The organism is Streptomyces tyrfis (genome assembly GCF_037034285.1).
Classification (GTDB): Bacteria; Actinomycetota; Actinomycetes; order Streptomycetales; family Streptomycetaceae; genus Streptomyces.
Map to the genome: position 1 here is coordinate 1 of NZ_JBAGJZ010000020.1, position 25,985 is coordinate 25,985.

Sequence of the window (25,985 nt, forward strand, 5' to 3'; positions counted from 1 at the left end):
TGCTGTTGGCATCGCCATGACCGTGGTGGTTCTTTCCGGCTGCAGAGATAACCAGCCGGCACAGCCGGCACAGCCAACCCACAAGATCGTCAGTCATACCTTTTACGGTTATGACCCTGCTGCCTCTGGCATGCGCGAGGTTCTCAGATGGACGTCTCAAGATGACAACGGTCCCATCGACGGGACCTACACGGTGCAGCAGCGGAAGACGGACTCGTCCCCGTGGGAGGATACGTTGACCGACCCTAAGCCGTTCCAGGGCACGCAGCACGGCAACGAGATCAGCGTGCCGGGAGAGCAGCTGGGGCTGACGGGTAGCGACTTGCATTGCACCATCCAGCAAAACAGCCACCGACTTCACTGCAATACCGACCTTGGGATCGAGACGTACGACCTGTACGACTCCCCGTCGACAGGATCGTCCGCCGATAGCCGGTGATCCGTGGCCCTGACGGAAGCAGTTCTCCGGAAGCTGCTGGCCGCTCAGCGGCTGAGAAAGAGGGCCCCCCATCACCGCCGAGATCGGCCGGGACCTGGAGCTGCTGGAGGACGCACGCTGCCGTCAAGGGCGTGGGTCCTCCTCAGTGCAGGGCGTCGCCAGGCGCGAGCAGGCTGGTCAGCTCTGTCCAGCAGGGCGTTGACCGGTGCGAGGCGTACCGCCTGCGTGTTGAGGTCGCCGGCGATGCCGCGTGGGGTGAGGCGGCCCCGGGGGCGCGTTCACGGTGCGGCCCAGGGCCACCCGGGCACGGCCGGGCGGGGGCCCGCCTCCCGCACGTATTCGATCAGGCCGTCGAGGCGGTCCCAGTCCTCCAGGTTGCCCTCGATGTAGCGGCCATCCTGGGCATCGCACAGCTCGGCCAGCAGGGCGGGGGCGATCTCGCCCGTGGCCACGAACCGGCGGATCGGGTCGGCGGTGCCGGGCGGCCCCTGGTGCGGGCGGGCGATCTCGCGCGCCCGCCACGTCGTCATCTCCTGGGGCATGGGGTCCTCTCGCTCGTGGCGGATCGGCGGCCCCGGCTGGCACACGGGGGTGGGTGCTCGGCCGGGGCCGCCGTGCGCACTCCCTCACCGCCGACCGCAGCAGGGGGATGCGCGCCTCGCCGTGCGCGCGGCGAGGGGGTGGTGCCGGCCTCCCCCGCGCGGTGACGGGCAGCGCGGGGGAGGCCGGGTCGGGCCCGCTCCGGTGATGAGCCCCCACCGGGCACCGGAGCGGGAGTCTCAGGACTGCGGGGCGTCCGCCCCGCCGTCCGCGCAGCAGGGTCCGGTCCACACCTCTGTGTCGAGGATGTGGGCGCCGAGCCGGTCGCGGATGATCCCGACCCGGACCGTGCCGGTGGTGAGGGGCTTCTTGCACCAGACGCAGGCCCGGCCCGCGGCCTGGTCCCACGTCAGCGAGCCCGGATCCGGGAGCGGTCGGGTGGCCGGCGCGGTCACCGCTGCTCGCCGTACGGGCGGAGGCCGCGTTGCTCCCGGCACGGGGCGCACGCGTAGCGGGCGTGGCCCGGGCCCGAGCCCTGCTCGACGACCTCGATCAGCACCGCGGTTCCGGACGGGCCAGCGTGCCAGTGGCACCAGCCGGAGCCCACAGGGTCCGGGACCGGCCTCGGGCGGGCGGTCACCGCGGCCCACCCTGGCACCGGGCGCACTCACACGGCGGGAGCGCACTCGACTGGGACACGGTCTTCGCCGGAACCACCTCGGCCTTCGGCCGGATGACCCGCGTCCGCCCGTACCGGTCCACCTCGTACACCTTGAGCGTCATCGACGACATCACGCCACCACGAGGGACGGGCCGGTGAGCAGCATGATCAGGGCGTCGCGGAGCGCCTCGGCCTCCGCCCTGGACAAGACGAGCGGCACTTCGGCTTGCAGCTCGTCGAGGGAGTACAGCGCGACCGGAACGCGCACCTCGCCCGTACTCGGATCGCTGTGCGGCATCGCGGCGCGCTGCGGTGAGGCGTGCCAGGACGTGACGGACATGCAGGAGCCCCCTACGTCGACCGGTTGGTGGGCGATCACGGTAGAGGGCTCGCGGAGGAGGTAGGGGGACAGATTGTCCCCCTGTCCCAGGGCGTCCCCCTCACCCAGTGGCGATGCCGACGGCGGCGGCAAGGCGGCTGGCCTCGCCGCGGAGGGCCCGCGGTGCTGTGCGCCACAGGTCCGATGCGACCGTACGGGCGGACGGGGTGAACGCCACGGTCTCGGCTCCGATCTCGTGCGCGAGCTTCATGACGTGCAGTGCTGCCGTGCGGTCCCCGCGCTGAAGATGCCCACGGGCGACCTCCACCCAGAGTCTGGCCCGCCGCTCGCGGGACGGCATGGCGTCCGGGTCGATATCGTCGGCGGCACCGAGCGCGCGCCCAGCCTTGCGCAAGTCAACATCGACCGACACCGCGTGGAAGTCGACGTTCGCCCGGCCGAAGACCGTGGACGGATGCACGTAGCTGGCCGGCAGCGACTTCGCGACCTGGTCGCCCTTCCCCCAGTACCGCCAAGCATCGCCCTCCCTCCCCTCACGCGCGGCCGTCACCGCGGCGTGAAGCTGAAGCGCCCCGTAGATGCCGCGCCAGTCGTCCGGCGCGCCGTCGAGGTGGGGGCGGATCAGATCGGCGGCTTCGTCGACGACGCGCAGCGCCTCCTCCGGGTATGACGTCTCTCTCAAGATGTTGCCCATGTTCCAGGCGCTCGCCGCGATGGCCGCGGGCTGGTCGGCATCCTGTGCAGCTGACAGCGCGCGGTCGGCCACCACCCACGCCAGCTCGGCCGGGGCGATGTACGCGGTCGCCTGCCCGGTCAGGCGGTAGATGTCGGACAGCGCGACCAGCGCGTCCCGGCGCTCGGCGCCATCGAGCGTGCGCACGGCGGTCTCGCCGTCGCGGATCAGCGTGGGGAGCAGGGACCCGACCTCGGTTCGATTCCGGGCGGAGGCGTGCCACAGCCGCCACGTCTGATCCGCCCGCCCCTGGAGCACGGCGGGAGAGGTGGGCCCCGCGGCCGGAGCCGCGAGGCTCCGTGTCATGACCGCAGCCCAGATGTCCGGCATGACAGGGTGAGAGAGGCGGCCGAGCGGTACCGGCTGCGAGGGGCCGGTCTCAGTGCCGGTGATGACCGACAGGTCGGATACCTGAAGCGCGGCGGCGAGCTTGAGCAGCAGGGTGTGGGAGCGAAGCTCTCGTTCGCCGGTCTCGATCTTCTTGAGCCAGTCCGGGCCCCGGCCGCACAGCTCCGCCAGGACAGGCCGGGTCATGCCTCGTGACTCACGTAGGACCCGGATTCGCTCGCCAGTACTCAGGTCTGATACGGGGTGGTTCATGGTGCCCCTCCGTCTGCCGTCGCGGTTCCGCCAGCGTACGGGCGGGCGACGCATTGAGGGGAGGCCGTGCAACGGCCGGAAGATGGCGGGCTGACTCTGGACGCACGAAACCGCCCCTCCCCGTGCGGTGCGGGCAGGAGCAGCTCAGCAAACGCGGGATTAGGAATCGCTGACGACAGCCCCTCGTCCGCGATCCGATTCGCTCCGCCGAACCAGACAGAGACCACCAAAACGGCATGGGACGCTTTCACCCACGAGATGCCTCGCCGGTCGTGCGTGAAGAAGCCTTCGACAAACCCATCATCACAGGTCACGAGGCAGCTCTTACGTTCCCGCCACACACCTCCCGAGTATCAGACCGGTGGATCGAGGCTTAGAGGCAGTGAGGGGCACCCTTTCTGCATAGGGGCTGTCCCAACCTTGATCCGGCCTTGCCGCCTTGTGGATCAGTGTGTGTGGACCAGGCGTGGACCAAAGGCGAGGCGAAGCAGCAGCTAGCCGCCGCTTCGGGGCTTGGGTGGCGTCCCGGTCCGCGACGCTGATGAATGAAGGGCCGGGCGGGTGGACGGGCCTATGGTTGGCCAATGCCATCACATCCTCAATATGCCTGTCCGCCATCAGTTGCCGTTCCGGCCCGTCGCTGGTAAGGAATTGGCGCCGCGCTGACACGGTCCATCCTGTATCAGAACCATCAACGGGCCAGGTGTCAGCGGCCACGGTAGCGTCAAAATCAATACTGAGATTGACCATTCAACCGCTCAGAATAATCGAACCTTCACCCGCGTGGTCGTCCGAGGTGAGGGTCAGACGCCAAGAGATGTGGGCCCTCTGGGCCGGTACTCCATAGGCGTTGAGTGCTGGGCTTCAAGGTGTGCCCAGCGCCAGATGGTGTGAAGGTGGCGAATATGTCGGGGTGAAGTTCCCCTGACCAACGAACCCGTATATCGCCACACCGAAAGGGTCACTATGACTGCGGTGTCAGAATCCCCTACGCGCGAGCAGGAAGTCGGCGAGGAGGGTGGCGTGAGCCCCCTCATGCTGGCCGCCCTGATGTCTCGCCGCGAAGGGCGCCACGAACCTCCCATCACTCCGCTGCTGCTGGCGGCGCTCGCCCGCGGTCGCAAGGAGCAGGGCGAGGGCCCCATCAGCCCGCTGCTGCTGGCGGCGCTCGGCGGTCCTGCTGCGGCTCCGCCGCCTCCGCCCGCGCCTCCCATCAGCCCGCTGCTGCTGGCGGCGCTCACGGCTGGTCCTGCTGCGGCTCCGCCGCCCCCGCCGGCGCCTCCCATCAACCCGCTGCTCCTGGCGGCGCTCGGCGGTCCTGCTGCGGCTCCGCCGCCTCCGCCCGCGCCTCCCATCAGCCCGCTGCTGCTGGCGGCGCTCGCCCGCGGTCGCAAGGAGCAGGGCGAGGGCCCCATCAGCCCGCTGCTGCTGGCGGCGCTCACGGCTGGTCCTGCTGCGGCTCCGCCGCCCCCGCCGCCCCCGCCGGCGCCTCCCATCAACCCCCTGCTCCTGGCGGCGCTCATGCACCGTTGACACCCCGGCGCCTTTCCGCTCTGACTTCGACATCCTGCTTACGCGGTGAAGTTGCCGGGGAAGAGTCACCGGTAAGGCCGCCAAAAGAGTGTCAATGCTCTGGCAGAAAGGCTTGCCCTCCGCTTGCACCAACAGGCGGAGGGCAGGCTGACTGTCGCCCAATGAACAACCTGACCGCTGAGGAAAGTACCATGACAGCCGATTCTGGAAACGAAGCACACCGAGACCCATTGCAAGAATTCATCGATGATCTCTTCGAGGAGATGGTGCGAGAAACGGATCTCCCGCACAAGACAGCAAGCGAGTACGGGAAAGATCCAGTTGTAATGGCTCTGCTCGAAATGACCACAGCTTCGTTGTCGACGCCGACGCGCATGTCAGAAGTCGAACGACTCCTCTTCAATCAGGCGCTTGCGACTGCGCTGGCAAACGCTCTTGCTCCCGCCCTGGCCAATGCCCTGGCGGCAGAAATCACGAAGGTTCTGCAGGTTCCTTCGGGGTCCGGCAGCAAGGAGTCGGTCAGCACTTCCGGTTCTCAGCCGCATAGTGGATCGGGCGATGGTCCGCACACCTCGGGGAGGAAAAAGTAAGTAGCATAGGAGGCGGGCCACTCCCGGCATCCAGAAGTGGCCCGCCCTACTCGGCGACTTCATCGAGCCTTGTCATCGGCCTCCATGCGGGCCAGCCGCGCATCGAGGACCGTGTACTCCGCCTCTTCGATGGCGGCCAACGCGAATTCGACCGCGGCAACCGCATCCGCCTCAGCCCGGTCGGCCTCGCGGGCCGCGCGAGCCGTGTCGTGTTCGCGCTTGCGGGCCTCGATGTCGCTGCTCACCTTGGCCGTGTGGTCGCGCCAATTCTGCTGCATCTCGGCCCACCACTGCGAGATCTTCGCTTCCGCGCCGCGCGCCGACTCTTGGAGTTTGGCGGCTTGGGCCTGGGCGTCTTCGCGGGCTCTTTCAACCTCGGCTTGCAACTGCTCGCGGCTTTGGGTGGCGGCCTGGGAAGCGTGATCTTCCGCAGCCTTGGCCCGCTCAGCGAGGGTAGTGAGGGTGTCAGACAGGGCCATTGGCTGTCTCCTTCCTGGGACAATCCCCTACTAAAGACGATCCCTTCCGGGTGTCCGCCATGCAACTTCGGTTCAGTGCTGTGCTTTCCTGAGCAAGGTGATTGTTGCTGTCCGGAACGGTCACGCTGTGAGTGACTGGCGCGCACAAGCAGTGATCTGTCCCCGCCGGGGCACGGACCCCTTCGAACACGGTCGGCATCGCACCGTGGCGCAGGACGTCGAGGTCGTCGATGCTGTCCGCCGCTGCGGCCATGCCGCCCACGATGCCGGTGACCTTGGCGTCCGCCGAGGCACCCGCGCCGTTCTTCGTCCCGGTCAGCCTTACCTTCTCCCTCACCAGCCGGGACAGACCGCACTGCTCGGCCAGCCGCATCACCGGAACCAGCCCGGCATGCGCGATCAGGTTCGCGTCATCGAAGACAGCGGAGACCGCCGCCCGCGTGTGGGAAACTTGCATCTCGGAAGTGCCTTGCTGATTGTGCGTGCTGGAAGCCTGAAGAACTCCCAACATCGCAGGTCACAAGGCACTTCTTCGTTCTCCGAGACGTTATCCACAAGGCACGGGTCGGTGGATCGAGGCTTAGGCGCGCCCCCCGGCTAGTGGGTGGACCCCGAGTACGGATCCCGTGCTAGTGCCTGAGCAGTTCGAGGGTAAGTCGAGCTGCGTTCGTCAGGAACGAGCACAAAGCGAGGACCCAACTCGGGGTCCGACGCTTCCACCACGGCGGTTTGGCCTCTTCATCCACCACGCATCTACCTCCTGATCTGGTTGCTGATGAACCAGGGGCAGACGTACATGGGGTGACGCGTCACCACCTGATGGTGAGACTAGGCCGCGTCGCGTGTTCGTGTCCGGAGAATCCGTGCATTCACTCAGGAATGGCATTGGCATATGACAGAGGCTAGTTGGCTGCCCAAGCACTTGAAATGCTTGGGCAGTGGCCCTCCCAGACAGATGCCGCGCTGACTGGGAGGCGGCTTCCTTCGTTCGGTCCAGCACGACGAAGCGCCCCGCCGCCCGGTTGATCGGGCGGCGGGGCGTGGGGTCAGTTGTCGTGGCTGTCTGCTGCGAGGCGCTGCGTGGCGGCGTCGACGCGGTCGACGGCGTCCCGGAGCGACGACCCGCTGTTCGGATGCAGCTCGTGGTCGATGCGGGCGAGGTGGGCGGCGTGCTCGTCGCCCTGCTGCTCGATGCGGGCAAGGCGGGTCATGACGCCGGGCCGCTCCGGCACACCGGGCCGTGAGGGCACCCCGGTCCAGTCGTCCACGAACTCGTCCAGGCGGACGGCGAGACGGCGCGCGCTGCGGGTAGCCCGCCACACCAGGCCCGCCCCGCCCGCGATCGCCGCCGCGGCGACCGCCCACACCACCGCCGTGTCGACGGCCGGCACGCCGGTTTCGCCCATCACACCCCCCGGCTGTGCGACGCCGGGTCGGCGGTGGCCGGCAGCGTGGACGCCGTCCCCTCCCGGCCGAGCCGGGAAGCCACCCAGCCCTTCGCGGAGGCGAGGGCGAGCGCGGCCGGGGCCGCCCACCACGCCGGGAGATCGGCCAGCTCGACCACGACCAGGCCGAGGGCGGCCTGAGCACCGGTCCAGCCCGCGCGCTCGACGAGGTCCAGCAGCAGTCGATTCGTCATCGTCGGTCAGCCCTTCACGTCGAAGCCGTGGGCCTTGCCCAGTCGGGCGAGGCTGGTCTTGCCGGGTATGCCGTCGGCGTCCCGGCCGGTGTAGCCGAGACGCCGCTGCCAGCCGGCATACGCGGTCACGGTCGCGCTGCCGAAGTGCCCGTCTGCGTACTTCTTCGCGAGCAGCCCTTCGGCCGCGAGCGCGTCTTCGACGACCCGAGTGCCCGCGTAGCTCACCGGTGTGCCGGCCTGCGCGGGGTCACGGCGGGCTGCGGCGACCAGCTTCGCCAGGTCGACGACCGGCCGGGCCGGGGCCGGGGACGGCTTCGCCGGGGCCGCCGGAGTGGTCTGGCCCGGGCTCCAGCTCGCGGGGCGCCGCAGCCGCTCGGCGACGTCGGCCCGGAGGTCCGGCATGGTGAAGCCGCGCGGGTCGATCTTGTCGGCGCTCCACTCCAGATGGCCAATCACGGACTTCGCCGTCCAGCCGTGCGCCCGGCAGATCGCGGCCTGCACGCGGACGATGGCGTCGTACTGGGCCTTGGGCCACGGGTCCTTGCTGTCGCCGAGGTTCTCGCACTCCCAGCCGTAGAACCGGGCGTTGCCGTCGACCCCGTTCGCGTTGCCCTTCGTCGGCGGCGTCGGCCGCTCCCCGTAGGACTCGGCGATCACCTGGTCCAGGACGCGGAGGTCGCCGCCCCCGGCGTGGTTCGCGCGGCCCCAGCCAACCAGGTGGACCCGGCCGTCCTTCGCGATCATCCCGTGGCAGAGCGGGCCCGGCAGGGACGCGTACCCGTCACGGACCATGGCCACGGTGGACGCCGTGCCCTTGGTGACCGTGTGGTGCACGATCGAGCCGTTGACCGGGCCCCAGGGCCCCTTCGAATGGCGGTTGTGCGTCCGCCAGTTGCCGACCTCGACCACGGTGACGCCCTCCGCTTTGAGGGCGGTGAGGATGGCGGCGGCGGACAGGGGGGTGGCCATAGGTACCTCCAGGCATAGAGAAAGCCCCGGCCAGGTGCGGCGCGGGGCGGTCGGTGTAGCGGGCGATCTCAGGCCAGAGCGAGAGCCATGATCGGAATGTCGTGGTCGGTGAGCACCCCGGCCGCGGCCTGGTTGAGGCTGCCCGGGGTGTTCGACTGCGAGGTGAGGTACCAGGCACGGGCGAACGGCGGCGTCCCGAAGAAGAAGTTCGCGGCGGCGACCGGCGCTTCGTTCTGGACGTGGTAGAAGCTGTAGTCCGTCGCGGCCCCCGTGGTGAGGACCCACGTCACCCAGTACCGGCCGGGCGACAGGGTGACGGTCGACGGCATCGCGATCGCCGTCGACCCGATGTGGCTGCTGATCATCTGCGGCGGGCTGCCCGCGGTCTGCCCGGCCCCGCCGAGACTCACGGGCGACGCAGTGCTGGTCACCTTCGTTCCGTCCTCGCGGTAGATGCCCGCCGCGAACCGTGCGGCCGAGACGCCGCCGTACCCGCGAGCGAACATGACCACCCTGTTGACCGCCGTCGGTTCCGTGATGTTGATGCCGCACACATACAGCCGCTGCGGCGCCAAGAACTTCGCGACCGGGTTCGCCACCGTGTACGGGTCGCACGTCCACGCCTGAAACCCCAAGCTCTGCGGGGTCCAGGTGTTCCTGGTGACGGCGGCCGGCATCTGCGCGACGGGCAGGCGCGTCGAGCCGTCGAGCGTCGCGACACCGTTCGCCGCGCCCCGCGTGGACATGGCAACCGCGCTGACGTCGGCGGCGACCAGGGCGACGTTCCCAGCCCCGTCCGGAGCCTTGCCGTTGACGGTTTGGACCCCGCCCCCGCTCGTCGCGGGCAGCTGCGCGGCCGGTACCCGGCCGGTGCTGTCGAGGGTCGCGACACCGGATGGTGAACCTGCCGCCGTGGTGGGGATCGCGCCCAGGTCGGCCGCAGCCAGGTCGACGTTCCCGGTTTCGTCCGCGCCCTTGCCGTTGACCGTCTGGAGCCCGGACGATCCGGCCGGTCCGCGCAGGTTCGTCTGGAGGGACCACGTGGCCCCGTCGTAGAAGTACAGGTCGCCGTCATCGGTGTTGAGGTAGAGGTCGCCCGCCACCGGCGTCAACCCGGCGTCCTCCGGCTGGCTGCTGCCGAAGTACCAGTGTGCGCCCGGATTGCCGGGTTCGCCTTTGCCACCGGTGTGCGCGTACAGCCAGGCGCGGCGTCCGCCCCCGGCGTCCGCCCACATGCCGTCCACCCCGTCGGGGCCGGAGAAGCGCGGGAGTTGCCCGTGCTCGTCGCTGGTGACGGAGGTGATCGGGGTCCCGTCAGCGTCGAGGAGGTCGAGGTGCTGGACGCCGTCGAGGGGGGCGTCCCAGAAGGTAATCGGGGCATTGGGGGCGACCATCCAGATGCCGTCCGCCGGCGTTGTCACGAAGTCGGCGATGCCCTGCCCGTAGTCGAAGCGTGCCATCAGGCCACCACCCATGAGATTCCGGAGGTCAGGACCGACGTGTTGGTCGGGATGTCGGGGTGCTGGGTCAGCCACACCTGCCCGGGCCGGTCGGACGCGGCGGACCCGATCGTCAGGCGGCAGACCTGGAGCCCGGACACGTACCCGGTGACGTACTGGTCGCGCACGGGGTGCCGGTACTGGGCGGGGATCAGGACCGGCATGCGGCTCTGCGTCGATCCGTCGAGACGGCCGGCCGTGCGGGTCCAGCTGCCGAGGCGCAGGTGCACCGTCCCGGCCTTGGCCTCCAGCACGGACTGCGTCCCGATGCTCCACCCGGACAGCGTGGCATCGACGTTGACCGAGCGGCGCGGTTCCCATACCTGCTGCCAGGAGGCCCCGTTCCACACGGACAGCACAGCAGCGTCGACCTGGTAGACCAGGTCCCCGCGGGCCGGGGTCGGCGGGAGCGCGTCGGAGAGGGCCGCCCGAACCCGTGTGCCAACGTACAGCTCGCGGCGCTGGACCGTCACGGCCGTCGCACCGTTGGCCACGGCGACCTCCGCCAGCGGGATCTCGTAGACGCCGGTCGCGGCGGTGCTCTGGACCAGGGGCGGAAGCCCGGCGCCGGGGGTGCCCTGGCTTACCACGGCGCGGACGGTCCAGTCGGTGCGGTCGAGCCGCAGGACCACCCGGTCCGTACGCGCCGACCCGCTGCTGTTCGGGGCGATGGTGAGGGAGTCGCCGGTCGTGCCGGACGTCCAGGCGTGCCCCCGCAGCGACGCGATCGTGTTCGCCCGGATTGCCACGGTCAGCCCGACTCCGGCCGTCACCACGGGTACGTCTCTCGGGGTCCCGTACACCCCGTCGTCGGAGAACCGGGCAGCGAGCTGCTCGTACTCCGCGTCGTTGACCGCACGCCCGTTGTGGGCCGGGGACGGCCACGATTCCTGAGCCACGAATCCTCGTCCTCCTATCTGGTTTCGAGCCGGCCGAGTCGGCGGCTGAGGGTACGAATGAGCTGCACGGTCTGCGGGTCGGTGGTGGCCTCCGGCGACCCGATCAGCGTGCTGACGTACTCGCCGCTGTCCGGGCTGGCCTGAAGGTGAATGGACCGCACCAGGTCGGTGACCTCAAGGCCGGTGGGCAGCGCCACAGTTACGCGGTCACCGAGCCCGAAGTCCCGGCCCGCTCGTAGGTCGGGGGTGTCGATCGTGATCGTCGACAGCTCGATCGGGGCGGCACCGTCGGCCAGCTCGACCTTCCCCGCGTTGGTGAGTTCCCCGCTGGTGTCGTCGGCCTCGGAGCTGTCAACGTACTTCTCGACCCGCCACCAGGCCCCGGCCGCCGGGGCGTCGGCGACCTCGACGAACTTCCTGGCCGGTCCCCCGGTGTCGGGCTCCGACCCGGCAACCAGGGCATGCGTCACCGTCGGCGCCGACTGCTTGAACCCCAGGTAGCGCAAGTTCCCGAGCCCCTGGGAGAAACGCGCGGTCGCCGTACGGTCCGCCGGCGCGTAGCAGCCGAACCGGATCTGCCCGCCGTCGCGCCAGGTGCGGAACCCGATGCCGCCACCGGCGAGCGCGACGCGGCGGCAGGTGTCCAGCAGCGGTTCGAACCGGGTGGACACGTTCGTCGACGTCCCGGCCCCCGTCACGCCGTCGAGGACGAGGTTCGGGATGCGCCGGTCGGCGCGCGCGCCCGGGCCACAGTTCTCGGTGACCAGCTGCCGGATGATGCTCTCGCTCGTGGCGGGCCCGAGCGTCCGCCACGCGTTGGGCTGGGCCGTCCAGGCGCTCGCCGGGGCCGGCCACGTGATGTACCCGGCGACGGTGGCGAGGTCGTCGCTGAAGTTGATGGTGACGCGGCCGGGGTCCGGCTCTCCTTCGTCGGAGATCGACCACGTGTAGTCGGTCGGGATCTCCATCGGCCCGCCCATCCAATACGCGCCGTCGCGGATCACCTCCAGCCGGTTGCCGGGCTGCAGCTGCGCCATCACGTTCGGATACGCCGTCAGCGTCACGCTGCCGCTCCCGGGCTGGTTGAACCGCGCGGTCGCGTCGAGGTCGCGCCAGCCGGTGAGCGGGTCTCCCTGCACGACCAGGTTCCGGTTGGTGATCAGGAGCTGTACGGCCACCGAGCACCACCCCCTCTCTGCATGGTCAGGCGGTCTCGTGCCGGGGGTAGAACGTCAGGTCGACCGCCGAGCCGGGCCCGGAGCCGTCGAGCTGGAACGTCACCTGGTTCGGCCCGGGCGCGAGCCCCCACAGCACCGCCGAGGGCCAGTTCAGGGCACCGACCCAGTTCGCACCGTCGGGGCCGCGAACCGTGGGCGGGTCAGTGGACACCGTGACGGTCTCGCCCTCCAGCAGCGCGCCGTGACCGACGGCGGCCGGGCTCAGGCTGAACGCCTCACCGGTCCCGGCGTGCGTGAACGTGATCAGCGACGCCGGACCCGTGATCACCCACGTCGGCCACACCACCACGTCGCCTGGATTGGCCACGGTGGTCGCCCCGAGGACCTGTGAGCTTGACACCGTCGGGTACGGGACGAGGAAGTCGTCGAGGACGCCGGTCTCCCGGTGCACGCCGACGGGGACGGGATCGGTCCAGTACGGGTCCTCGCACCACAGCGTGATCACCGCGGAGTCCGAGGTGATCCCGTACCCCTGCTTGCCCTGCCCCTCGAACCCCTCCTGGTAGAACACCCGGGTCTGGCGGCGGGTGCCGTCCGGCCGGGAGATCTCCAGCACCCCCGGCGCCCGGACCCCGTCCGGGCCCGGACGCAGGGTGCGGGTGAACGCGGTGGCGAGCGCCCGCCACCGCTTCACGAACTCCATGTGCGTGTCGCCGTACACGTACAGCGGCCACACGATCGTGCGCGGCTGCGCCTGGGCGTGCCGCAGCCGGGCACCGCCGCGCGGCTGCGCGTCGCTGGTCAGCACGTACTCCGCAGCACCGAGGCCGGTGACGCCATCGGCGAGGGTGAACCACCCGGCCTCGGTGTCGGTGAGCGGCCACACCGTCCCCGACGGGTCGGTGTAGGTGGCGGTGGCGAACCCGATCTCCGGGAACGGGACCGGTTTACCTCCGCCGCCCCCGCCGGGCCCTCCGAGGTCCGGCGGGGTGGTGGCCGGTGCCGTGATCAGGGGCATTTACCATGGCCTCCCTACTCTGGCCAGGGCGTCCTGGCGGCGCTGCAGCAGCTCCAGGTCGCGGACGGTGAAATCAGCGGTGCGGGCGTTGATCGTGTAACTGGTGGCGGCGCCACCGCTGTTGGTGTTCGCGGTAATGGCGTCCCACTGCCGATCGGTCAGGACCCGCTCCGGCTTGCTCGTGCCGTTGTAGACGGTGCTCAGCCCGGGCGGCAGCAGCCCGCCGGAGTCGTAGCCGCCCGGCCGGGTCATCACCCGGGTCCAGTTGGCCCCGTACCGGTGCATCGCGTAGTTCAGGCCCGCGTAGATGTTGGCGAGCGGGTCCCAGATGCCCCGGCCCCGCATCGGCCCGGCGTAGGCGTTGAACGTGGGGTCGATGACCTGCATCAGCCCCTTGGACGGGATGCCGTTCTTGGCGTTGATGTCCCACAGGTTGATGGCCTTCGGGTTGCCGCCGGACTCCATGTTCATGCGGGTGAGGACCGCGCCGAGGGCGGAGGCCGGGGCGCCGAGCATGGCCAGGACCTGGGAGACGAGCGGTGCCCACCGCTTCACCCCGGACCCGACCGGCCCCGCACCGCCGCCACCGCTGCCGAACAGTCTGGCGGCGGCCTTCTTCACCGTGTCCTTCAAGCCCTTGATCATCATCGTGGGCAGGCCGAGGGCCATCTTCCCGAACGCCGTGCCGCCCAGGTGCTCTCTGGCCTTGCCGAGCAGCGGGTTGAGGAGCTTGGCGGCCGACCCGAGCGGGTCCGACAGGAAGTCGGCAGCACCCTTGATGCCGCCGAGGACCTTACCTCCGGCCTTTTTCAGCCCGCCGATGGCGCTACCGATGATGCCGCCGTCGGCCAGGAGCTGGCCGCCGGCCGCCCGCCACAGCGCCAGGGCGCGGCCCCGGAACTTCGGGTCGGTCGGGATGACGAACTCGGGGTGCGCCGGGTTGCCTTCGCCGACGATCGCCGTGGGCCGGTTGTAGACGCCGGGGGTGGCGGGCTGGCCGAAGCCATCGCCCACCGTGCCGCCGGCGGCAAGCATCTTGAGCTTGCCGAGCTTGGGCACGCCCGGGATCCACCCGGTGATCTTGTCCCAGACCGAGACGATGCCCTCGTTCCAGACAACCCTGAGCACCCAGTTGATCGGCGACTTGGTGGCGTCCTTGATCTTGTCCCAGGCTTTGCCGATGGCGTCCTTCGCGATACGGAACGCGTCGGCCACCCGGCCGATCGCGGCCCGCAGCGCGTCGAACGCGGGCCTGATGGCACCCGTCCACACGGTGCTGATCGTGGTCTTGATCCCGTTCCATACGGGCTTGATCACGCTGTCGTACAGCCACTTGAACGCCGGCCCGAGGGTGGTCCTCACGAACGACACGACTGCGGCGAAAATGATCTTGTTGCCATTCCACCACAGGGAAACCGCTGTGCCGATCCGCGCGAACACGGGCTTGATCACGCTGTCGTACAGCCACTGGAACGCGGCCCCGAGGACCTGCAAGGCTGCCTTGACCGCGTCGAACGCGGGCTTGAACGCCGTGGTCCACAGCCACTTCGCGAGTGCGCCGATCGCCGAGAACACCGGGCTGAGGACGGACTGCCAAAGCCAGGTCGCAACCGCCGCGACGGCCTTGAACAGCAGGATGATCGGCCCGAACACGGTGATCGCGAGGATGATCCCGAGGACCTTGGCCGCCTGCCCGATGAAGCCGAAGACTGGCGACAGGACGTTCTGCCACAACCAGGTGGCGGCCGCCGCGACGGCCTGCAGCACGGCAACGAACCCGTCGAACACCGGCTTCAGCACGTTGTTCCACAGGAACAGGGCACCGGTCTGAATCCCCGACCACACGGCCTGGACCACGGCCCGGAACGTTTCGCTCTTCTGGTAGGCGACGACGAGGGCGGCGCCGAGGGCCACGATCGCCGTGATGATCAGCATGATCGGGTTGGCGGTCGTCACGGCGTTGAACGCGGCCTGGGCGATCGTCGCTCCGCGCTGGACCGCGGTCCACGCGAGGATCGCCGTCCTATAGGCGCTGAACACCCCGGTGACGAGAGTGGCCTGGATGCGCTGTGCCGTGAGCGCCAGGGTGAGCCCGGCGACCGCGACGCCGACAGGCACGAGCCAGGTGCCCATGCCCTGTAGCCAGGACAGGACGGCGGCGCCCGCGGTGACCACGCCGAGCAGTGCGTTGAGCAGCACGCCGCCCACGGTCTGCGTCACGGTCAGCAGGGGCGGGATGACGTAGGACAGCAGCGCGCCGCCGATGGACGCCAGGACGGGCAGGACGGCACCGGTGAGCGTCACCGCGAGGGCCCGGAAGATGCCCAGCACCGGCGGCAAGACGGTTGCGGCCAGGCTGGACAGGGCCGGGAGCACCTTCGTCGTGAATGCATCCCACAGGCCCGTGAGGGCGGGCATCAGCCGCGTGGTGACGGCCTGCTGCACGGCGTCGAACGCCCAGACCAGGCCAGACCGCAGGCTGCCGACGAGGCCGTTGACGAACTCCCGGAACGGCTGGCTGGTGGCGTAGGCGATGCCGATTGCCGCGCCGAGGAGCGTGACGCCGGCGACGACGGCGCCGACCGGGGAGAGCAGGGCCCCGAGCGCGGTGCCGATGCCGCTGATCCCGAACCCGAGCGCGGCCAGCGCCGGGCCCGCCGTGGCGGCCACGAGGGCGACCACGGTCCCGATCCTGAACAGCGCCGGGTCCGCGGCGGACAGCTTCGAGACCAGGCCGGTCAGACCGGCGGTGAGCTGGGTGGCCCAGGCGAGGATCCCGGAGTCCGCGATGGCCAGGGCCAGGCCCTCGGCCGCGGACTGCAGGCCCTTGAGGGAACCGTTGAGGCCCTCCATCTGCACCTTCGCGATCCGCTCGGCTGTCCCGCCGGAGTTCTCCAGGTCCTTCGTCAGCTGGGCCAGGGCGCTGGATCCCTGGGAGACGAGAGCCTGCATGCCCGGGCCCGCCTCGACGCCGAAGATGCTCATCATCTGCGCGGTGTCCGCGCCGGTCTTCTCGAGCTGTCCGACAATGTCGACCAGGGGCCGCATCTTGCCCTCGGAGTCGACGACCGACACGCCGAGCGCCTGCAGGGCCTTCTGTGCCTCCTTGGGAGGCTTGGCCAGGCGGGCGATGGCCATACGCAGCGTGGTACCGGCCTGGGAGCCCTGGATACCCGCGTTGCCGAGCAGGCCGATCGCCGCGCTGGTCTCCTCGAACTGCAAGCCGGCGGACTTCGCGACGGGGCCGACGTACTTGAACGACTCCCCGAGCATCTGCATGTCGGTGTTCGTCGACGTGAACGTCTTGGCCAGGATGTCGTTGACGCGGCCCAGGTCCTCCGCCTGAAACCCATATCCGCTGAGGACGTTGGAGGCGATGTCGGCGGCGTCGGCCAGGCCGATCGCGCCGGCCGCGGCCAGGTCCAGCACCCCGGGCAGCGCCGAGGTGATGTCCTTGGCCTTGAACCCCGACATGGCAAGAAAGCCCATGGCGTCGGCGGCCTCGGACGCACTGAACTGCGTCGTCGCGCCCAACTGTTTGGCCTGGTCACGCAGCTGGTCGAACTCGGTCCCCGTCGCGCCGCTTACGGCCTTGACCTTGTTCATCCCGGCTTCGAAGTCACCGGCGGTCTTCAGTACTCCGATGCCGAGCGCGGCGACCGGTGCGGTGACGAACGTGGTCAGGCTGGTACCGGCGTTCTTGACCTTGCTGCCGGCACCGGACAGGCCGGACGCGAAGCTGTCGCCGGTCTGTCGTCCGGCGGTGGTGGCGGCCTGCCGGACCGCGGGCGCGGCGAGCTGCCGGCGGATCGCGGCGTCCATGCCGCGCATGGACGGGATGATCTGCAGTACGCCGTAGCCGACGGTGGACATGCGCCCTCATCCCCTTTCGTGTGCGGGTCGAGCGCCAGGTCACCGGCCAGGCGCACGAAGAAGAGGGGGCGGGGCGGGGGCGGCGGCCGCAGACTGGTTCGCCTGCGGCCGCCGGGCTGTCAGGCGGCGTTGTCGTCGGCGTCCTCGTCGCTGATGGGGGTGCCGTCCTCGTTCAGCCCGCAATGCCGCTGCCAGGCCGTGAACAGGGCCTTGAGCTTGTACTGAGGCATCCCGACCTTGCGGAAGTCCTCGTACTGGTCGCCGAGCCCGGCCTTGAACGCGCCGAGCATGGCCCCGACTTCGCCCTCGCGGGCGGAGTCGAGGAGCGCCCAGGAGTCCAGTTCGTGCAGTTCGGCAAAGCTCCACCGGGTGCCGCCGAACTGGACCACGAACGGGCGCAGTTCCCGTTCCGGTTCGACCGCATCGAGGTTGAAGTCGAACGGCTGGTTGTCCGGCCGATGGTGGCGCTGGGCGTCGGGCCGACGCCGGTTGCTCCCAGACGGCCTGTTCGACTGGCGGGGGTTGTTGCTCACGGGCGGACTTCCTCTCTGAGGTGGGATTACTGGGGCGGGTACTCGTGGACCTCGAGGCCCACGGCGCGCGCGGACTGGATGAGCACGGCGGCCGGGCTCGGGCGGGCACCGTGGACGATGACGCTGGCCCGCTGCCGGTCGGTGATGTGCGGGCGGAAGGTGACCGTCGCGCGCGGCGGGAGCCGGGTCCGTGCGTTCGCGGCGACCTCGACGGCCAGGCCGTTGACCGCGTCGAGCATCTCGTTGCTCTTCAGGACGGCGGCGATACCGGCGCGGTCCAGCCGGAAGTTCGTGATCACGAGGTACCTCCTCGGTGGCGGGGGCGTATGCCCGTATGGGTGGCGTCGGCGGCATGCGCGGCGTCGGCCATGCTGGGGCGTCCGGCAGTGCGCGCCGCCGTGAGCCGGTCCTTGATCAGCTGGTGCCGGGCACGCCGCCGCTGCTGCCGGATGCGGTCCCGGGCCGTCTGCGGGCGCGGCAGCGGGCGCGGCGGCCGGGCCGGCTTCTTCGCGACGGTGTTGTGGACGGCGGCGATCAGGTCTCCGATCCGGTCGGCGATCAGCGCCAGGTGCTCGACCTCCGGCGTCCACGACGCCAGGGGCGGAGGCCCCGGCTCGGGCTCCGGCAGGGACGCGATGAGGTCGTCATCGTCGGCCATCGCCAGCATCGTGCGGCTGGCGGCGGGTAGTTGCTCGACCAGGTTGAGCAGGAACCGCCACCGCCGCTTGCGCCACAGCCGGGCGAGGTCCCATTGCCGGTCGGCCAGGTCCGCCTCGATCGCCGTGCCGTACCGCTCCAGCAACGCGACCAGGCGGGCCGCGTCCCCGAGCCCGTAGTGCGCCACCCACTCGGCGACCAGGCGGCGCAGCTTCCACACCGGCACCGGGTGCCGGCGGAAAGCGGCGGCCTGGTCTCCGAGCAGGGTGCGCACGTCGCGGTCGATGTCGCCGCCCAGGGCGACGATGTCGCGCCAGGGCACCGTCCGAGGGTCGGCCAAGGCGTAGCGGGCCCCCGCCACGGTCACAGCGAACGGCGGCGCGGCGCCGTCCCGCTCGAGAGCGTCGAGGCTCAACGACATGGCCGATCAGGACTTGGCGGTGCCGCGCGGCGTAGCGGCCACGGCCGCGGGCGCGGGCGCGGGCGGGGTGTTCGCGCGGGTGATCTCCGCGCGCGGCCGCCATCCGGCGGCGCGCAGCCGCACGGCGAGCACCGGCGTGGTCACCACCTGCCGACTGCTGCCGGACGGGCTGACGTATTCAACAGGTTCCATCAGATCTCCCGAGGGTGGTCATGGGCGGGTGAGGGTGGAACCGTGGCGGCCGGCGCCCGCCCATGGTCTGCCGGCCGCCACGGGGTCAGGAGGCGAATCCCGCCTTGGCCAGGAGCGCGGACCAGCCCGGGCCGCCGAAGAAGAACCGCTCGCTGTAGCCGAGGGTGCTGTCCAGGTAGCCAGTGAGGGTGACCGGGTACACCGTCGGGTCGTCGCCGTTGTTGAATGCCTGGTCGCCCTTGTCGGTCACGGACGCGCGGGGCAGGAACCGGGCGGTGTAGATCTCGCCCTCGTCGCCCATGTCCACGCCGATCGTCAGCACCCGCCAGAAGCGCAGCGGCGGCCGGTCGGGCTTGGAGATGGCGACCTCGCCGGACTCCTCGTCGGGCTCCACCGCGCTCATGTCGACCCCGGTGTACAGGCCGAGCGTGTGCTTGTTGGTCTCCTGCAGGGTGACCTGCAGCGTGGTCACGTCCGCGGTGATGTCCCGGCGGGTCGGCTCGACCGCGCCCCAGCTGGTGACGTCGGACGTGGTCACGTCGCCGGAGAACTGCGCGCCGTCGTCGCTGAGCCAGCCGAGGTCGTTGTACCCCTCGGGCAGGGCGAGCAGCGACTTGTCCGGGCCGGTGAGCGTGGTGATCGCGGAGGCGGTAATCGGCGCGATGAACACGCTGCCTTCGAGCTGCTTGCGGATGAGCTCGTTCTGGTGCTTCTTGAGGGTCTCCCACGCGGGCATACCCGTCTCCTTCTTCGTGCGGGGAACGGCGCCCCGCCGTGTGCGGGGCCGGAAAGGGGCGGGCGGTCAGCGGCGGGCGCTGACCCGGTACGTCGCGAGCACGCACCGCACCGCCGGGTTGTCGTGCAGCACACCCCGGAGGCCGACGTCGGTGACGGCGCGGTCCATCACGCCGGCCCCGGGCACACGGAGCGGGCCGGAGATGAGCCGCTGCTGTACCTGCCGGGCCACCTGCCACGCCTGCGCGCGGGTGGCGGCTGCGGTCTCCACCTCGACGAGGGCGGTGTCGGTGCGGCGGTCGTCGCCGCCCCCGATCCGACGAACCCGGGTGAACGGCAACCGGCCCTCCAGGCCGGGTGGGTAGACGGTGCCGGTCCGGCTGAGATCGGCGAGGGCTTGGACCAGGAGGTCCTCGATGTCCGGGAACAGGGCGAGGTCCGCCATGGCTCACCTCCCTCGGTGTCGGGTCGGGTCAGCCGGTGACGCGGCGCAGCTGCACTTCGAGGTGGTGGGGTCGGCCGTTCTCGTCGTCCCACGGCTGCGGTGCGCCGTCGACCTCGTACAGCTCGCCGCGGAACCGGACCTGGTCGGTCGGGCGGATGTCCGTGCCCGGAGGGACGAACCACGCCCAGTCGGCGGTGACGGTGTCGCGGTCATCGAGCCGCTCGCTGGTCGTCCCGGGCTGCATGGACGTGCCCGACACGGTCGTCTCGGTGCCGGGGCCGGGCAGCGGGTCCCCGAACTGGTCCTGGCCGGGCGGCCGGATGATGGTGGCGGTGTGTCCGCCGAGCCGCGCCATCAGAACCCCTCCGGGAGCCGGTAGACGTCCAGGCGCGGGTCGTCGATCGGCCCCACGGCCGCCCGGGCGTCCGCGTACGTGAGAGCGACGCGGCCGACCGTTCGCGACTTCAGCCCTCCGGCGGGGTTGTCCCACGCGCGGCCAACCGTCTCCAGCGTCACGGCGCGGAATGCTCCCGGCACCGCGCCGTCGGCGTAGCCGTGGTCGAACGTCACGGTGACGCCTTGCGGGCGGCACGTCCAGTCGATCGGGAACCCGGACACGACCCGGGTGAGGTAGCCGGTCCGGTAGACGAGGTAGTCGTCCCCGGACAGCTCCCGATGGTCCTCGCGCACCGAGGACACCGCCGTCAGGTAGCGGGTGGGCAGCAACAGCTTCTCGTCGCCGCTGCCGTCCACCACCACGGTGACGTCCTTCTGCTCGGTGATGTGCCAGCCGAGCGCGGAGCGGATCTCGTCGGAGACCACGTCCAGCAGCAGCTGGGCGCGGGCGTCGTCGAGGTCGGGGTCACCGAGGTAGGTACGTAGCTCGTCGACGGTGGCGAACGCATCCACGGGTCCCCCTTACCTGTTCGGTGCGGGTGGCCGGGTCGACGTACATCACGTCTCCTTCTGCGGGGTGTCCTTGGCCACCGTCTTGCTGCGGCGGCCGCGCGGGGCCCGGGCCGGTGGCGCGGGCTGCGCGGCCGGGGCGGGCTCGGGCCCGGCGGCCGCCGGGGGCGGGGGCGTCGGGGCGGTGCCGGAGTCGTTGGGCTCGGGTTCGGCGAGGCCGCGGTCGATGTAGCCGCGGGCCGCCTCGTCCGGGATGTCGTAGCTGCGGCCAGCACGGTGGCCCGTGCCGACGTTGCGGATCATCCGCACACGCATCGGGTGGTCCTCCTTGGGCAGGGTTAGGGGTCGCGGCCGGTCCGCAGGACACCGGGCAGCCGGTGCCCTGCGGACCGAGGAGGCCCGGTCAGACCTCGTAGAAGGCGAACGCGCGGGGGCGGATGACGCCGCCGCCGACGCGGTGGCGGAACAGGAGTCCGACCTTGCCCTCGGTCGCGTACCGCTCCTCGAGGCGCTGCACGGTCAGGCGGCGCCGGTCGGCGACCATGTAGCCCTGCCGCCAGTCGCCGAACACGGCGGCCTTCGCCGGGGTGGTGCCGTCGCTCACGTCGGGCATGCCGTCGCAGGTGTACCAGCGGTACCCGAAGAGCGTCGGCGGCTCCCCGGCGGCGGCGTTGGGCTGCAGGAGGTAGCGGCCCTCCGCGTCCTTCAGGAGCGCGATCTCCCGTTCGGCGGAGGTGGACCCGACGTACACGCCGTTCTTGCGGGCCCACTGCGGCACCTCGTACTGAAGTGCCTTCAGCTCGTCGGGCGTCATCACGCCCGGCTGAGCGGCGGTGATCGACTGGGTGATGGAGGTGTCCGCCGTGACGCCGGTGGGCTGCTTGCTCGCGTCCCCGAGCCCGGCGGCGAACGCGAAGTCCTCCATCTCCGCGATCCGCGCGGAGAGCGCGTTGCGGATGACGGCCTCCAGGTCCCCGTCCGCGTCGTCGAGCTCGTCCACGCCGATCTTCACCAGGGCGTTCAGGTCCCAGACGCGGATGGTCTCCTTCTCCGGGGCACCTCCGAGCCCGTCGGCCACCGTGTCGCCGGTCTCCAGCTTCCCCCAGCCCGCTGAGGCGACCTGGACGACGCCGACCTCGGCCCGGTTGGAGCTGGTCGGCCGGATGAACGCCAGCGGGCGCAGCACGGCGGTGTTCGGCAGGTCCTGAAGGATGGTGCCCACGTAGTCCGCCGGCACCAGCAGCTCGCCGTCACCGTTCTCCACGAGGTCGGCCTTCTGCTCCGCCGGTACGTACCCCTTGCGGACGTACGTCAGGAACGCCTTCTGCTGCGCTTCCTTGCGTTCGCGGTCGGTGGTGAACACCTTCTCGACCCCCGCCGCGGAGAGCGCGCCCGCGCCGTCGCCGGTGGACATGTCGTGCTTGTAGTCCGGTTCGTGCAGGTAGGCGTCGAGGTCCTTCATCTTGGCCTCGCGGTCGACCTGCTTCCGGCAGGACGCGGCCTCACCGAGGAGCACGTCGATGCGCTTGGCGACCTCCGCCGGCATCTTCGTCTTGTCCTCGAACTCGTCGTTCAGCGCGCGGGCCTGCTCGATGCACTTCGCGGCCCTGACGAGCAGGGGGTGGGCTGCCATGGTTCCTCCTGGTGATCAACTGCCCCGGGGTGGGGCTCGGGTGGGGGCCGGAGCGGGGCCGTACAGGGTTCGTCGCCCGTACGCGGCAGGTGTCTCCGGTGGCCGGCCGACTGCTCGTCACAGATCGGTGCGCTCGCGCGGTGGTTCGGAGGCTCGTCGCCGTCCGGGCCCCGCACGGGGTGGTTCGGGTGGGCTCAGCTCGTCGCTGCGCCGGTGGTCGTGAGGTTGTCGGACCAGGTGGTCGCCAGGTCCAGGCGGGCGAGGAGGCCCGCGACCTTCGCGGGGTCGGCAACCGCGTCCGGGTCCAGGCCGGCGAGGAGGTTTTCGGACTGGTGCATAAGCCGTTTGATCTTGTCGGGCCCGTGCTCCTCGGCGGCCTTGGTGTCCTTCGCGGCCGCCGCCTGGTCGTCGCCGTCGTTCGGGGCACGGCCGTCGTTCTTGTCGTCGTCGAGGGTGGCGGCCTGGTCGAGGTCGGTAAGGGCGGCGCGCAGCAGCGCGGCTTTCAGCTCTCGGCTATCCCCGCCGCTGCCCGCCACCGCACCGGCGACCACCAGGTCGACGGTGTCCCGCACGGCGGCCTTCACCGTGCCGACGAGGGCCTCCGGGTTGGCCGGGAACACCACCACGGACCCTTCCAGCAGCTCGACTTCCTTCAGGACCCGCACGCTGGTGCCGTCTGCTTCCTCGCGGTAGGCCCAGTCACGGGGCCGGTACCCGATGGACATCGCCTTGAGGTGCCCGTCGAGAAGCTTCTGCCGGATCGCCTGCGAGTCGGCGTCTGAGGCGAATCGGGCCTTGATCCGCAGGCCGTGGGCGTCCTCGGCCGCCTGCACGATCGTGCCGAGCACGTCCCGCACGGACGGCCGGTGATCGGCCAGCAGCGGAACGCCCGTCTTGTTCAGACGGTTGATCGTCTTCGCGAACGCGCCGCGCTCGATCACGTCGCCTACGAGGTCGACGTTCCCGAACGTGGACAGGTAGCCCTCAAGGGTGCCCGTGTCCGTGCCGTCGTCGGCGGCCTTCCACTCCACGGACGTGATGAGCCGCTGAATGGACATGTGGTCTCTCCTCTTCCTCGGCTCACGCCTCGTTGATGGTCATGGAGCAGTTGCAGCGGGCCCGCTCCCGGGTCGGCAGGATCGAATCCCCCGGCCACCGCGCCCCGTTGGAGAACTTCGAGCGCAGGGGCACGGTCTGGAGGTTCTGCCGGGCGTGGGACGTGCGCGGGTTACGGCCCGTGCGCCACGTCTTCGTGAGTCGCTTCCCGGACTGGCGGCCGGCCTCGTGCGTGCCGAACCCCTGCGCCGCGGTCACCTCGGTCTGTGCGATCTGCGGGGCCCGCTCGACCGCGTAGGAGTCGAACAGCTCCCGCACCTTGCCCGGCTCAACGCCCGCCGCCAGGGCGTCGCGGACCGCGTAGCGGGTGGTCCCGTTGATACCGGCCGCCACCCCGGAGGCGTGCACCTCCAGCCATGCCCGGGTGCGGTCGCTGTCGTACTCGTCGGGGTCCACACCGAGGCCCTTCAGGACCGAGCGGCCGGCCGTCTCGGAGACGGCCAGGGCGATGGTCAGGATCTCCAGCGCCAGGACGCGGTCCCACCGCTGCTGGTCGAACACCTCGTCCAACGTCGCCTTCCGCGCGCGGGGCACCACCGACGTCCGGGTGGCAGCGTCCTCAAGGTGCGCGGCGATGGCGGCACCCTGTACGCGGAAGAACCCGGCCAGGGCCTCCGTGGCGTCGTCCAGCAGCCGTTTGGGCACTTTGGGCGCGGCCATGGATCACCCCGTCAGAAGGTCGGTGAGCAGCCGGTCGGTGATCTCCGCGTCGGTCTCCCCGCCGTCGCGCCTGGCCGAATGGGTGTGCTTGCCGCCCTGGGGCGGGGCGGCGGTGGCACCGTCGGCGGGGGTGCCGTCGGCGTGGGCCGGGAGGACACCGGCCGGCCGCAGGAACACGTCTCCGCCGTCCACGAGCGGCAGGCGGACGATGCGCCGGAAATCGTTGACGGTGATCGCCCCCGCGCGCAGGGCCTGATTCGCACGCTCCCAGACGGCCTGTTCGCTCTCTCGCAGGGCCAGGACCTCGGAGCGGTCCCACTTCACCGTCACCCGCCGCGGCGTGGTGAACGAGGTCTCGTTGACCATGGGCAGCAGCTGCCGCACGATCACGTCGCCGATGCGCCGCTGCAGCGGCATGAGGGTCTCTTCCCAGAACGATCGCCGCGCTTCGCTGTAGTTCGCGAACGTCGACCGGTCGAGGCCGGCCTTCGCGCCGACCAGGATCGGCGGCACCCCGAACACCGAGCAGATCCGCGTCTCGCTGATGGTCCGCAGGTCCGGGAATTCGAGCTTGGTGAGGTCCAGGCCGAGCGTCTTGACGTCCATCCCGGCCTGCAGCACGGCAGGCTCACCCCGCTTGTTCCCGCCGAACTTCTGCTTCCACTTCGCGGTCAGCCGGTCGGACACCTCCTGGTCGACCTTGCGCTGGGTGGTGATGACCACGCCCGGAACGGCATGGTTCTGCAGCAACACCTTCACGAAGTCGGTCGCCTCGTTGTCCAGCGCGACGGCGCGCACCGCCGGCCGCAGCGGCGGCTGGCCGATCAGCGGGTCGACCGGGTTCGGGTACCGGAACGCGAGCACGTCCGTGCCGAGGTCGACCAGGGCTCCACTGCCGGGCAGGGCGTACCAGTACCGCAGCCGCCCGTCGCGCTGCCGGGCGAACCGGACCAGGTCCGGGCGCAGCGGCCACAGCTGGGAGGGGCGGCCGGCGCGGTCGCGGACGATCTCCCAGAACGCGATCCCGGCCAGGTCCATGTGGATGACCAGGAGCTCGAACATCTCGTACTCGGTGAGCAGCGGGTTCGGGTCGGCGAGGAGCTGCCGCAGCGGGTGATTGTCCCGCGGTTCGCCGAGCCCGTCCGGCCCGTACACCCTGAGCGGGGCTTCCGGCAGGCTGGTGGCCTTCTCCATGATGCAGGAGTAGACGAGCTCGTTCCGGCTGAACCCGGCGTTGGAGTACGACAGGAACCCGCGGCCCGGGTAGTCCGGCTCCATGGTGCCGTTCCCGAAGACGCCGAAAGCCTGCGGCCCAACCGACGCCTTGCTCTCCGGGGCGGCCGAACTCCCGGTCCCGTTGAGCCAGCCCATCAGGCGTTCCAGCCGACGAGGAGCGCCACGCCGATGAGCGCGGCCGCCCCGGCGAGCACCGCGGGCCCGGTCCCGGCCATGAGCGCCACCCCGACCGGAATACCGACGGTGCCGGCCGTCATCGCCGTCACGGCGACGAACCATCGCGGCGCCTGGCGCACGGCCTGCCACCGCTCGCGCAGGCTCTCACCGGCCCCGGCGAGCGGGGACCGCTCCCTCGGCGCCAGGGCCCACACCACCGCGCCCAGGGCGAGCACGCCCCAGGCCGGTGACGTCAGCATCCACACGCCCGCTGCGACGCAGCAGGCAGCAGCCGCACGATGCAC

Annotated in this window: 31 protein-coding genes; 3 read left to right on the forward strand and 28 right to left on the reverse strand. The window is 70.7% G+C overall.

The window, feature by feature from the left end:
• The coding region (locus WA762_RS17015; protein ID WP_335936598.1) for a hypothetical protein at positions 1-439 on the forward strand (439 nt) is incomplete at its 5' end.
• A gap of 278 nt (positions 440-717) precedes the next feature.
• Here the strand turns inward: WA762_RS17015 and WA762_RS17020 are convergent.
• The 4 genes from WA762_RS17020 to WA762_RS17035 form a co-directional block, all read right to left on the reverse strand.
• On the reverse strand, positions 718-981 hold the full coding sequence (locus tag WA762_RS17020) for a hypothetical protein (protein ID WP_335936599.1): 264 nt from the start codon (positions 979-981) through the stop codon (positions 718-720).
• 237 nt (positions 982-1,218) lie between these two features.
• A complete protein-coding gene (locus WA762_RS17025; RefSeq protein ID WP_335936600.1) occupies positions 1,219-1,434 on the reverse strand; it encodes a hypothetical protein in 216 nt (71 codons plus the stop codon).
• A 336-nt stretch (positions 1,435-1,770) separates the two neighbouring features.
• Positions 1,771-1,980: a hypothetical protein gene (locus tag WA762_RS17030; RefSeq protein ID WP_335936601.1), complete on the reverse strand. Its 210-nt coding sequence runs from the start codon at positions 1,978-1,980 to the stop codon at positions 1,771-1,773.
• Between the two features lie 100 nt (positions 1,981-2,080).
• Positions 2,081-3,313: a helix-turn-helix domain-containing protein gene (locus WA762_RS17035; protein WP_335936602.1), complete on the reverse strand. Its 1,233-nt coding sequence runs from the start codon at positions 3,311-3,313 to the stop codon at positions 2,081-2,083.
• A gap of 1,023 nt (positions 3,314-4,336) precedes the next feature.
• On the opposite strand from WA762_RS17035, the gene WA762_RS17040 reads away from it, so the two are divergent.
• Positions 4,337-4,846: a hypothetical protein gene (locus WA762_RS17040; protein WP_335936603.1), complete on the forward strand. Its 510-nt coding sequence runs from the start codon at positions 4,337-4,339 to the stop codon at positions 4,844-4,846.
• A gap of 161 nt (positions 4,847-5,007) precedes the next feature.
• Positions 5,008-5,436, forward strand: coding sequence for a hypothetical protein (locus tag WA762_RS17045; RefSeq protein WP_335936604.1), 429 nt, complete (start codon positions 5,008-5,010; stop codon positions 5,434-5,436).
• 59 nt (positions 5,437-5,495) lie between these two features.
• Here the strand turns inward: WA762_RS17045 and WA762_RS17050 are convergent, their stop codons facing one another.
• From WA762_RS17050 to WA762_RS17165, 24 genes are all read right to left on the reverse strand, one after another.
• Positions 5,496-5,915 carry a hypothetical protein gene (locus WA762_RS17050; protein ID WP_335936605.1) on the reverse strand — a complete coding sequence of 140 codons (420 nt, stop codon included), beginning with the start codon at positions 5,913-5,915 and terminating at the stop codon, positions 5,496-5,498.
• Positions 5,902-6,372 (reverse strand): hypothetical protein, encoded by a 471-nt coding sequence (locus tag WA762_RS17055; protein WP_335936606.1) that lies wholly within the window; start codon positions 6,370-6,372, stop codon positions 5,902-5,904. Before WA762_RS17055 ends, WA762_RS17050 begins: the two co-directional genes overlap by 14 nt.
• A gap of 589 nt (positions 6,373-6,961) precedes the next feature.
• Entirely contained in the window at positions 6,962-7,321 is a 360-nt protein-coding gene (locus tag WA762_RS17060) for a hypothetical protein (RefSeq protein WP_335936607.1), read from the reverse strand.
• Complete coding sequence (locus WA762_RS17065; RefSeq protein ID WP_335936608.1) at positions 7,321-7,554, reverse strand: hypothetical protein; 234 nt, start codon at positions 7,552-7,554, stop codon at positions 7,321-7,323. Before WA762_RS17065 ends, WA762_RS17060 begins: the two co-directional genes overlap by 1 nt.
• A 6-nt stretch (positions 7,555-7,560) precedes the next feature.
• Entirely contained in the window at positions 7,561-8,523 is a 963-nt protein-coding gene (locus WA762_RS17070) for an N-acetylmuramoyl-L-alanine amidase (protein WP_335936609.1), read from the reverse strand.
• Between the two features lie 68 nt (positions 8,524-8,591).
• Positions 8,592-9,983 carry a type 2 periplasmic-binding domain-containing protein gene (locus WA762_RS17075; protein ID WP_335936610.1) on the reverse strand — a complete coding sequence of 464 codons (1,392 nt, stop codon included), beginning with the start codon at positions 9,981-9,983 and terminating at the stop codon, positions 8,592-8,594.
• On the reverse strand, positions 9,983-10,921 hold the full coding sequence (locus WA762_RS17080; protein ID WP_335936611.1) for a hypothetical protein: 939 nt from the start codon (positions 10,919-10,921) through the stop codon (positions 9,983-9,985). The genes WA762_RS17075 and WA762_RS17080 overlap by 1 nt, the downstream gene beginning before the upstream one ends.
• Positions 10,922-10,935: 14 nt before the next feature.
• Positions 10,936-12,099 carry a siphovirus ReqiPepy6 Gp37-like family protein gene (locus WA762_RS17085; protein WP_335936612.1) on the reverse strand — a complete coding sequence of 388 codons (1,164 nt, stop codon included), beginning with the start codon at positions 12,097-12,099 and terminating at the stop codon, positions 10,936-10,938.
• A 25-nt stretch (positions 12,100-12,124) separates the two neighbouring features.
• Positions 12,125-13,117 carry a phage tail family protein gene (locus WA762_RS17090; RefSeq protein WP_335936613.1) on the reverse strand — a complete coding sequence of 331 codons (993 nt, stop codon included), beginning with the start codon at positions 13,115-13,117 and terminating at the stop codon, positions 12,125-12,127.
• Positions 13,118-16,990 (reverse strand): phage tail tape measure protein, encoded by a 3,873-nt coding sequence (locus tag WA762_RS17095; protein ID WP_335936614.1) that lies wholly within the window; start codon positions 16,988-16,990, stop codon positions 13,118-13,120.
• A gap of 119 nt (positions 16,991-17,109) precedes the next feature.
• On the reverse strand, positions 17,110-17,523 hold the full coding sequence (locus WA762_RS17100) for a hypothetical protein (protein WP_335936615.1): 414 nt from the start codon (positions 17,521-17,523) through the stop codon (positions 17,110-17,112).
• A gap of 26 nt (positions 17,524-17,549) precedes the next feature.
• Entirely contained in the window at positions 17,550-17,822 is a 273-nt protein-coding gene (locus WA762_RS17105; RefSeq protein ID WP_335936616.1) for a hypothetical protein, read from the reverse strand.
• A complete protein-coding gene (locus tag WA762_RS17110) occupies positions 17,819-18,502 on the reverse strand; it encodes a hypothetical protein (RefSeq protein WP_335936617.1) in 684 nt (227 codons plus the stop codon). The genes WA762_RS17105 and WA762_RS17110 overlap by 4 nt, the downstream gene beginning before the upstream one ends.
• A 105-nt stretch (positions 18,503-18,607) precedes the next feature.
• Entirely contained in the window at positions 18,608-18,793 is a 186-nt protein-coding gene (locus WA762_RS17115; RefSeq protein WP_335936618.1) for a hypothetical protein, read from the reverse strand.
• A gap of 85 nt (positions 18,794-18,878) precedes the next feature.
• Entirely contained in the window at positions 18,879-19,529 is a 651-nt protein-coding gene (locus WA762_RS17120; RefSeq protein WP_335936619.1) for a phage tail tube protein, read from the reverse strand.
• Positions 19,530-19,595: 66 nt separating this feature from the next.
• Positions 19,596-19,973 (reverse strand): hypothetical protein, encoded by a 378-nt coding sequence (locus WA762_RS17125; RefSeq protein ID WP_335936620.1) that lies wholly within the window; start codon positions 19,971-19,973, stop codon positions 19,596-19,598.
• A gap of 28 nt (positions 19,974-20,001) precedes the next feature.
• On the reverse strand, positions 20,002-20,328 hold the full coding sequence (locus WA762_RS17130) for a hypothetical protein (protein ID WP_335936621.1): 327 nt from the start codon (positions 20,326-20,328) through the stop codon (positions 20,002-20,004).
• Positions 20,328-20,882 (reverse strand): hypothetical protein, encoded by a 555-nt coding sequence (locus WA762_RS17135; protein WP_335936622.1) that lies wholly within the window; start codon positions 20,880-20,882, stop codon positions 20,328-20,330. The genes WA762_RS17130 and WA762_RS17135 overlap by 1 nt, the downstream gene beginning before the upstream one ends.
• Positions 20,883-20,927: 45 nt before the next feature.
• The gene (locus WA762_RS17140) at positions 20,928-21,194 is read right to left on the reverse strand and encodes a hypothetical protein (RefSeq protein WP_335936623.1); all 267 of its coding nucleotides are present in this window, start codon (positions 21,192-21,194) and stop codon (positions 20,928-20,930) included.
• Positions 21,195-21,282: 88 nt separating this feature from the next.
• Positions 21,283-22,512, reverse strand: a complete 1,230-nt coding sequence (locus WA762_RS17145; RefSeq protein ID WP_335936624.1) for a phage major capsid protein — start codon at positions 22,510-22,512, stop codon at positions 21,283-21,285.
• Positions 22,513-22,706: 194 nt separating this feature from the next.
• A complete protein-coding gene (locus WA762_RS17150; protein ID WP_335936625.1) occupies positions 22,707-23,570 on the reverse strand; it encodes an HK97 family phage prohead protease in 864 nt (287 codons plus the stop codon).
• Between the two features lie 22 nt (positions 23,571-23,592).
• Complete coding sequence (locus tag WA762_RS17155) at positions 23,593-24,288, reverse strand: hypothetical protein (RefSeq protein WP_335936626.1); 696 nt, start codon at positions 24,286-24,288, stop codon at positions 23,593-23,595.
• Positions 24,289-24,291: 3 nt separating this feature from the next.
• Complete coding sequence (locus tag WA762_RS17160) at positions 24,292-25,659, reverse strand: phage portal protein (protein ID WP_335936627.1); 1,368 nt, start codon at positions 25,657-25,659, stop codon at positions 24,292-24,294.
• Complete coding sequence (locus WA762_RS17165) at positions 25,659-25,985, reverse strand: hypothetical protein (protein WP_335936628.1); 327 nt, start codon at positions 25,983-25,985, stop codon at positions 25,659-25,661. Before WA762_RS17165 ends, WA762_RS17160 begins: the two co-directional genes overlap by 1 nt.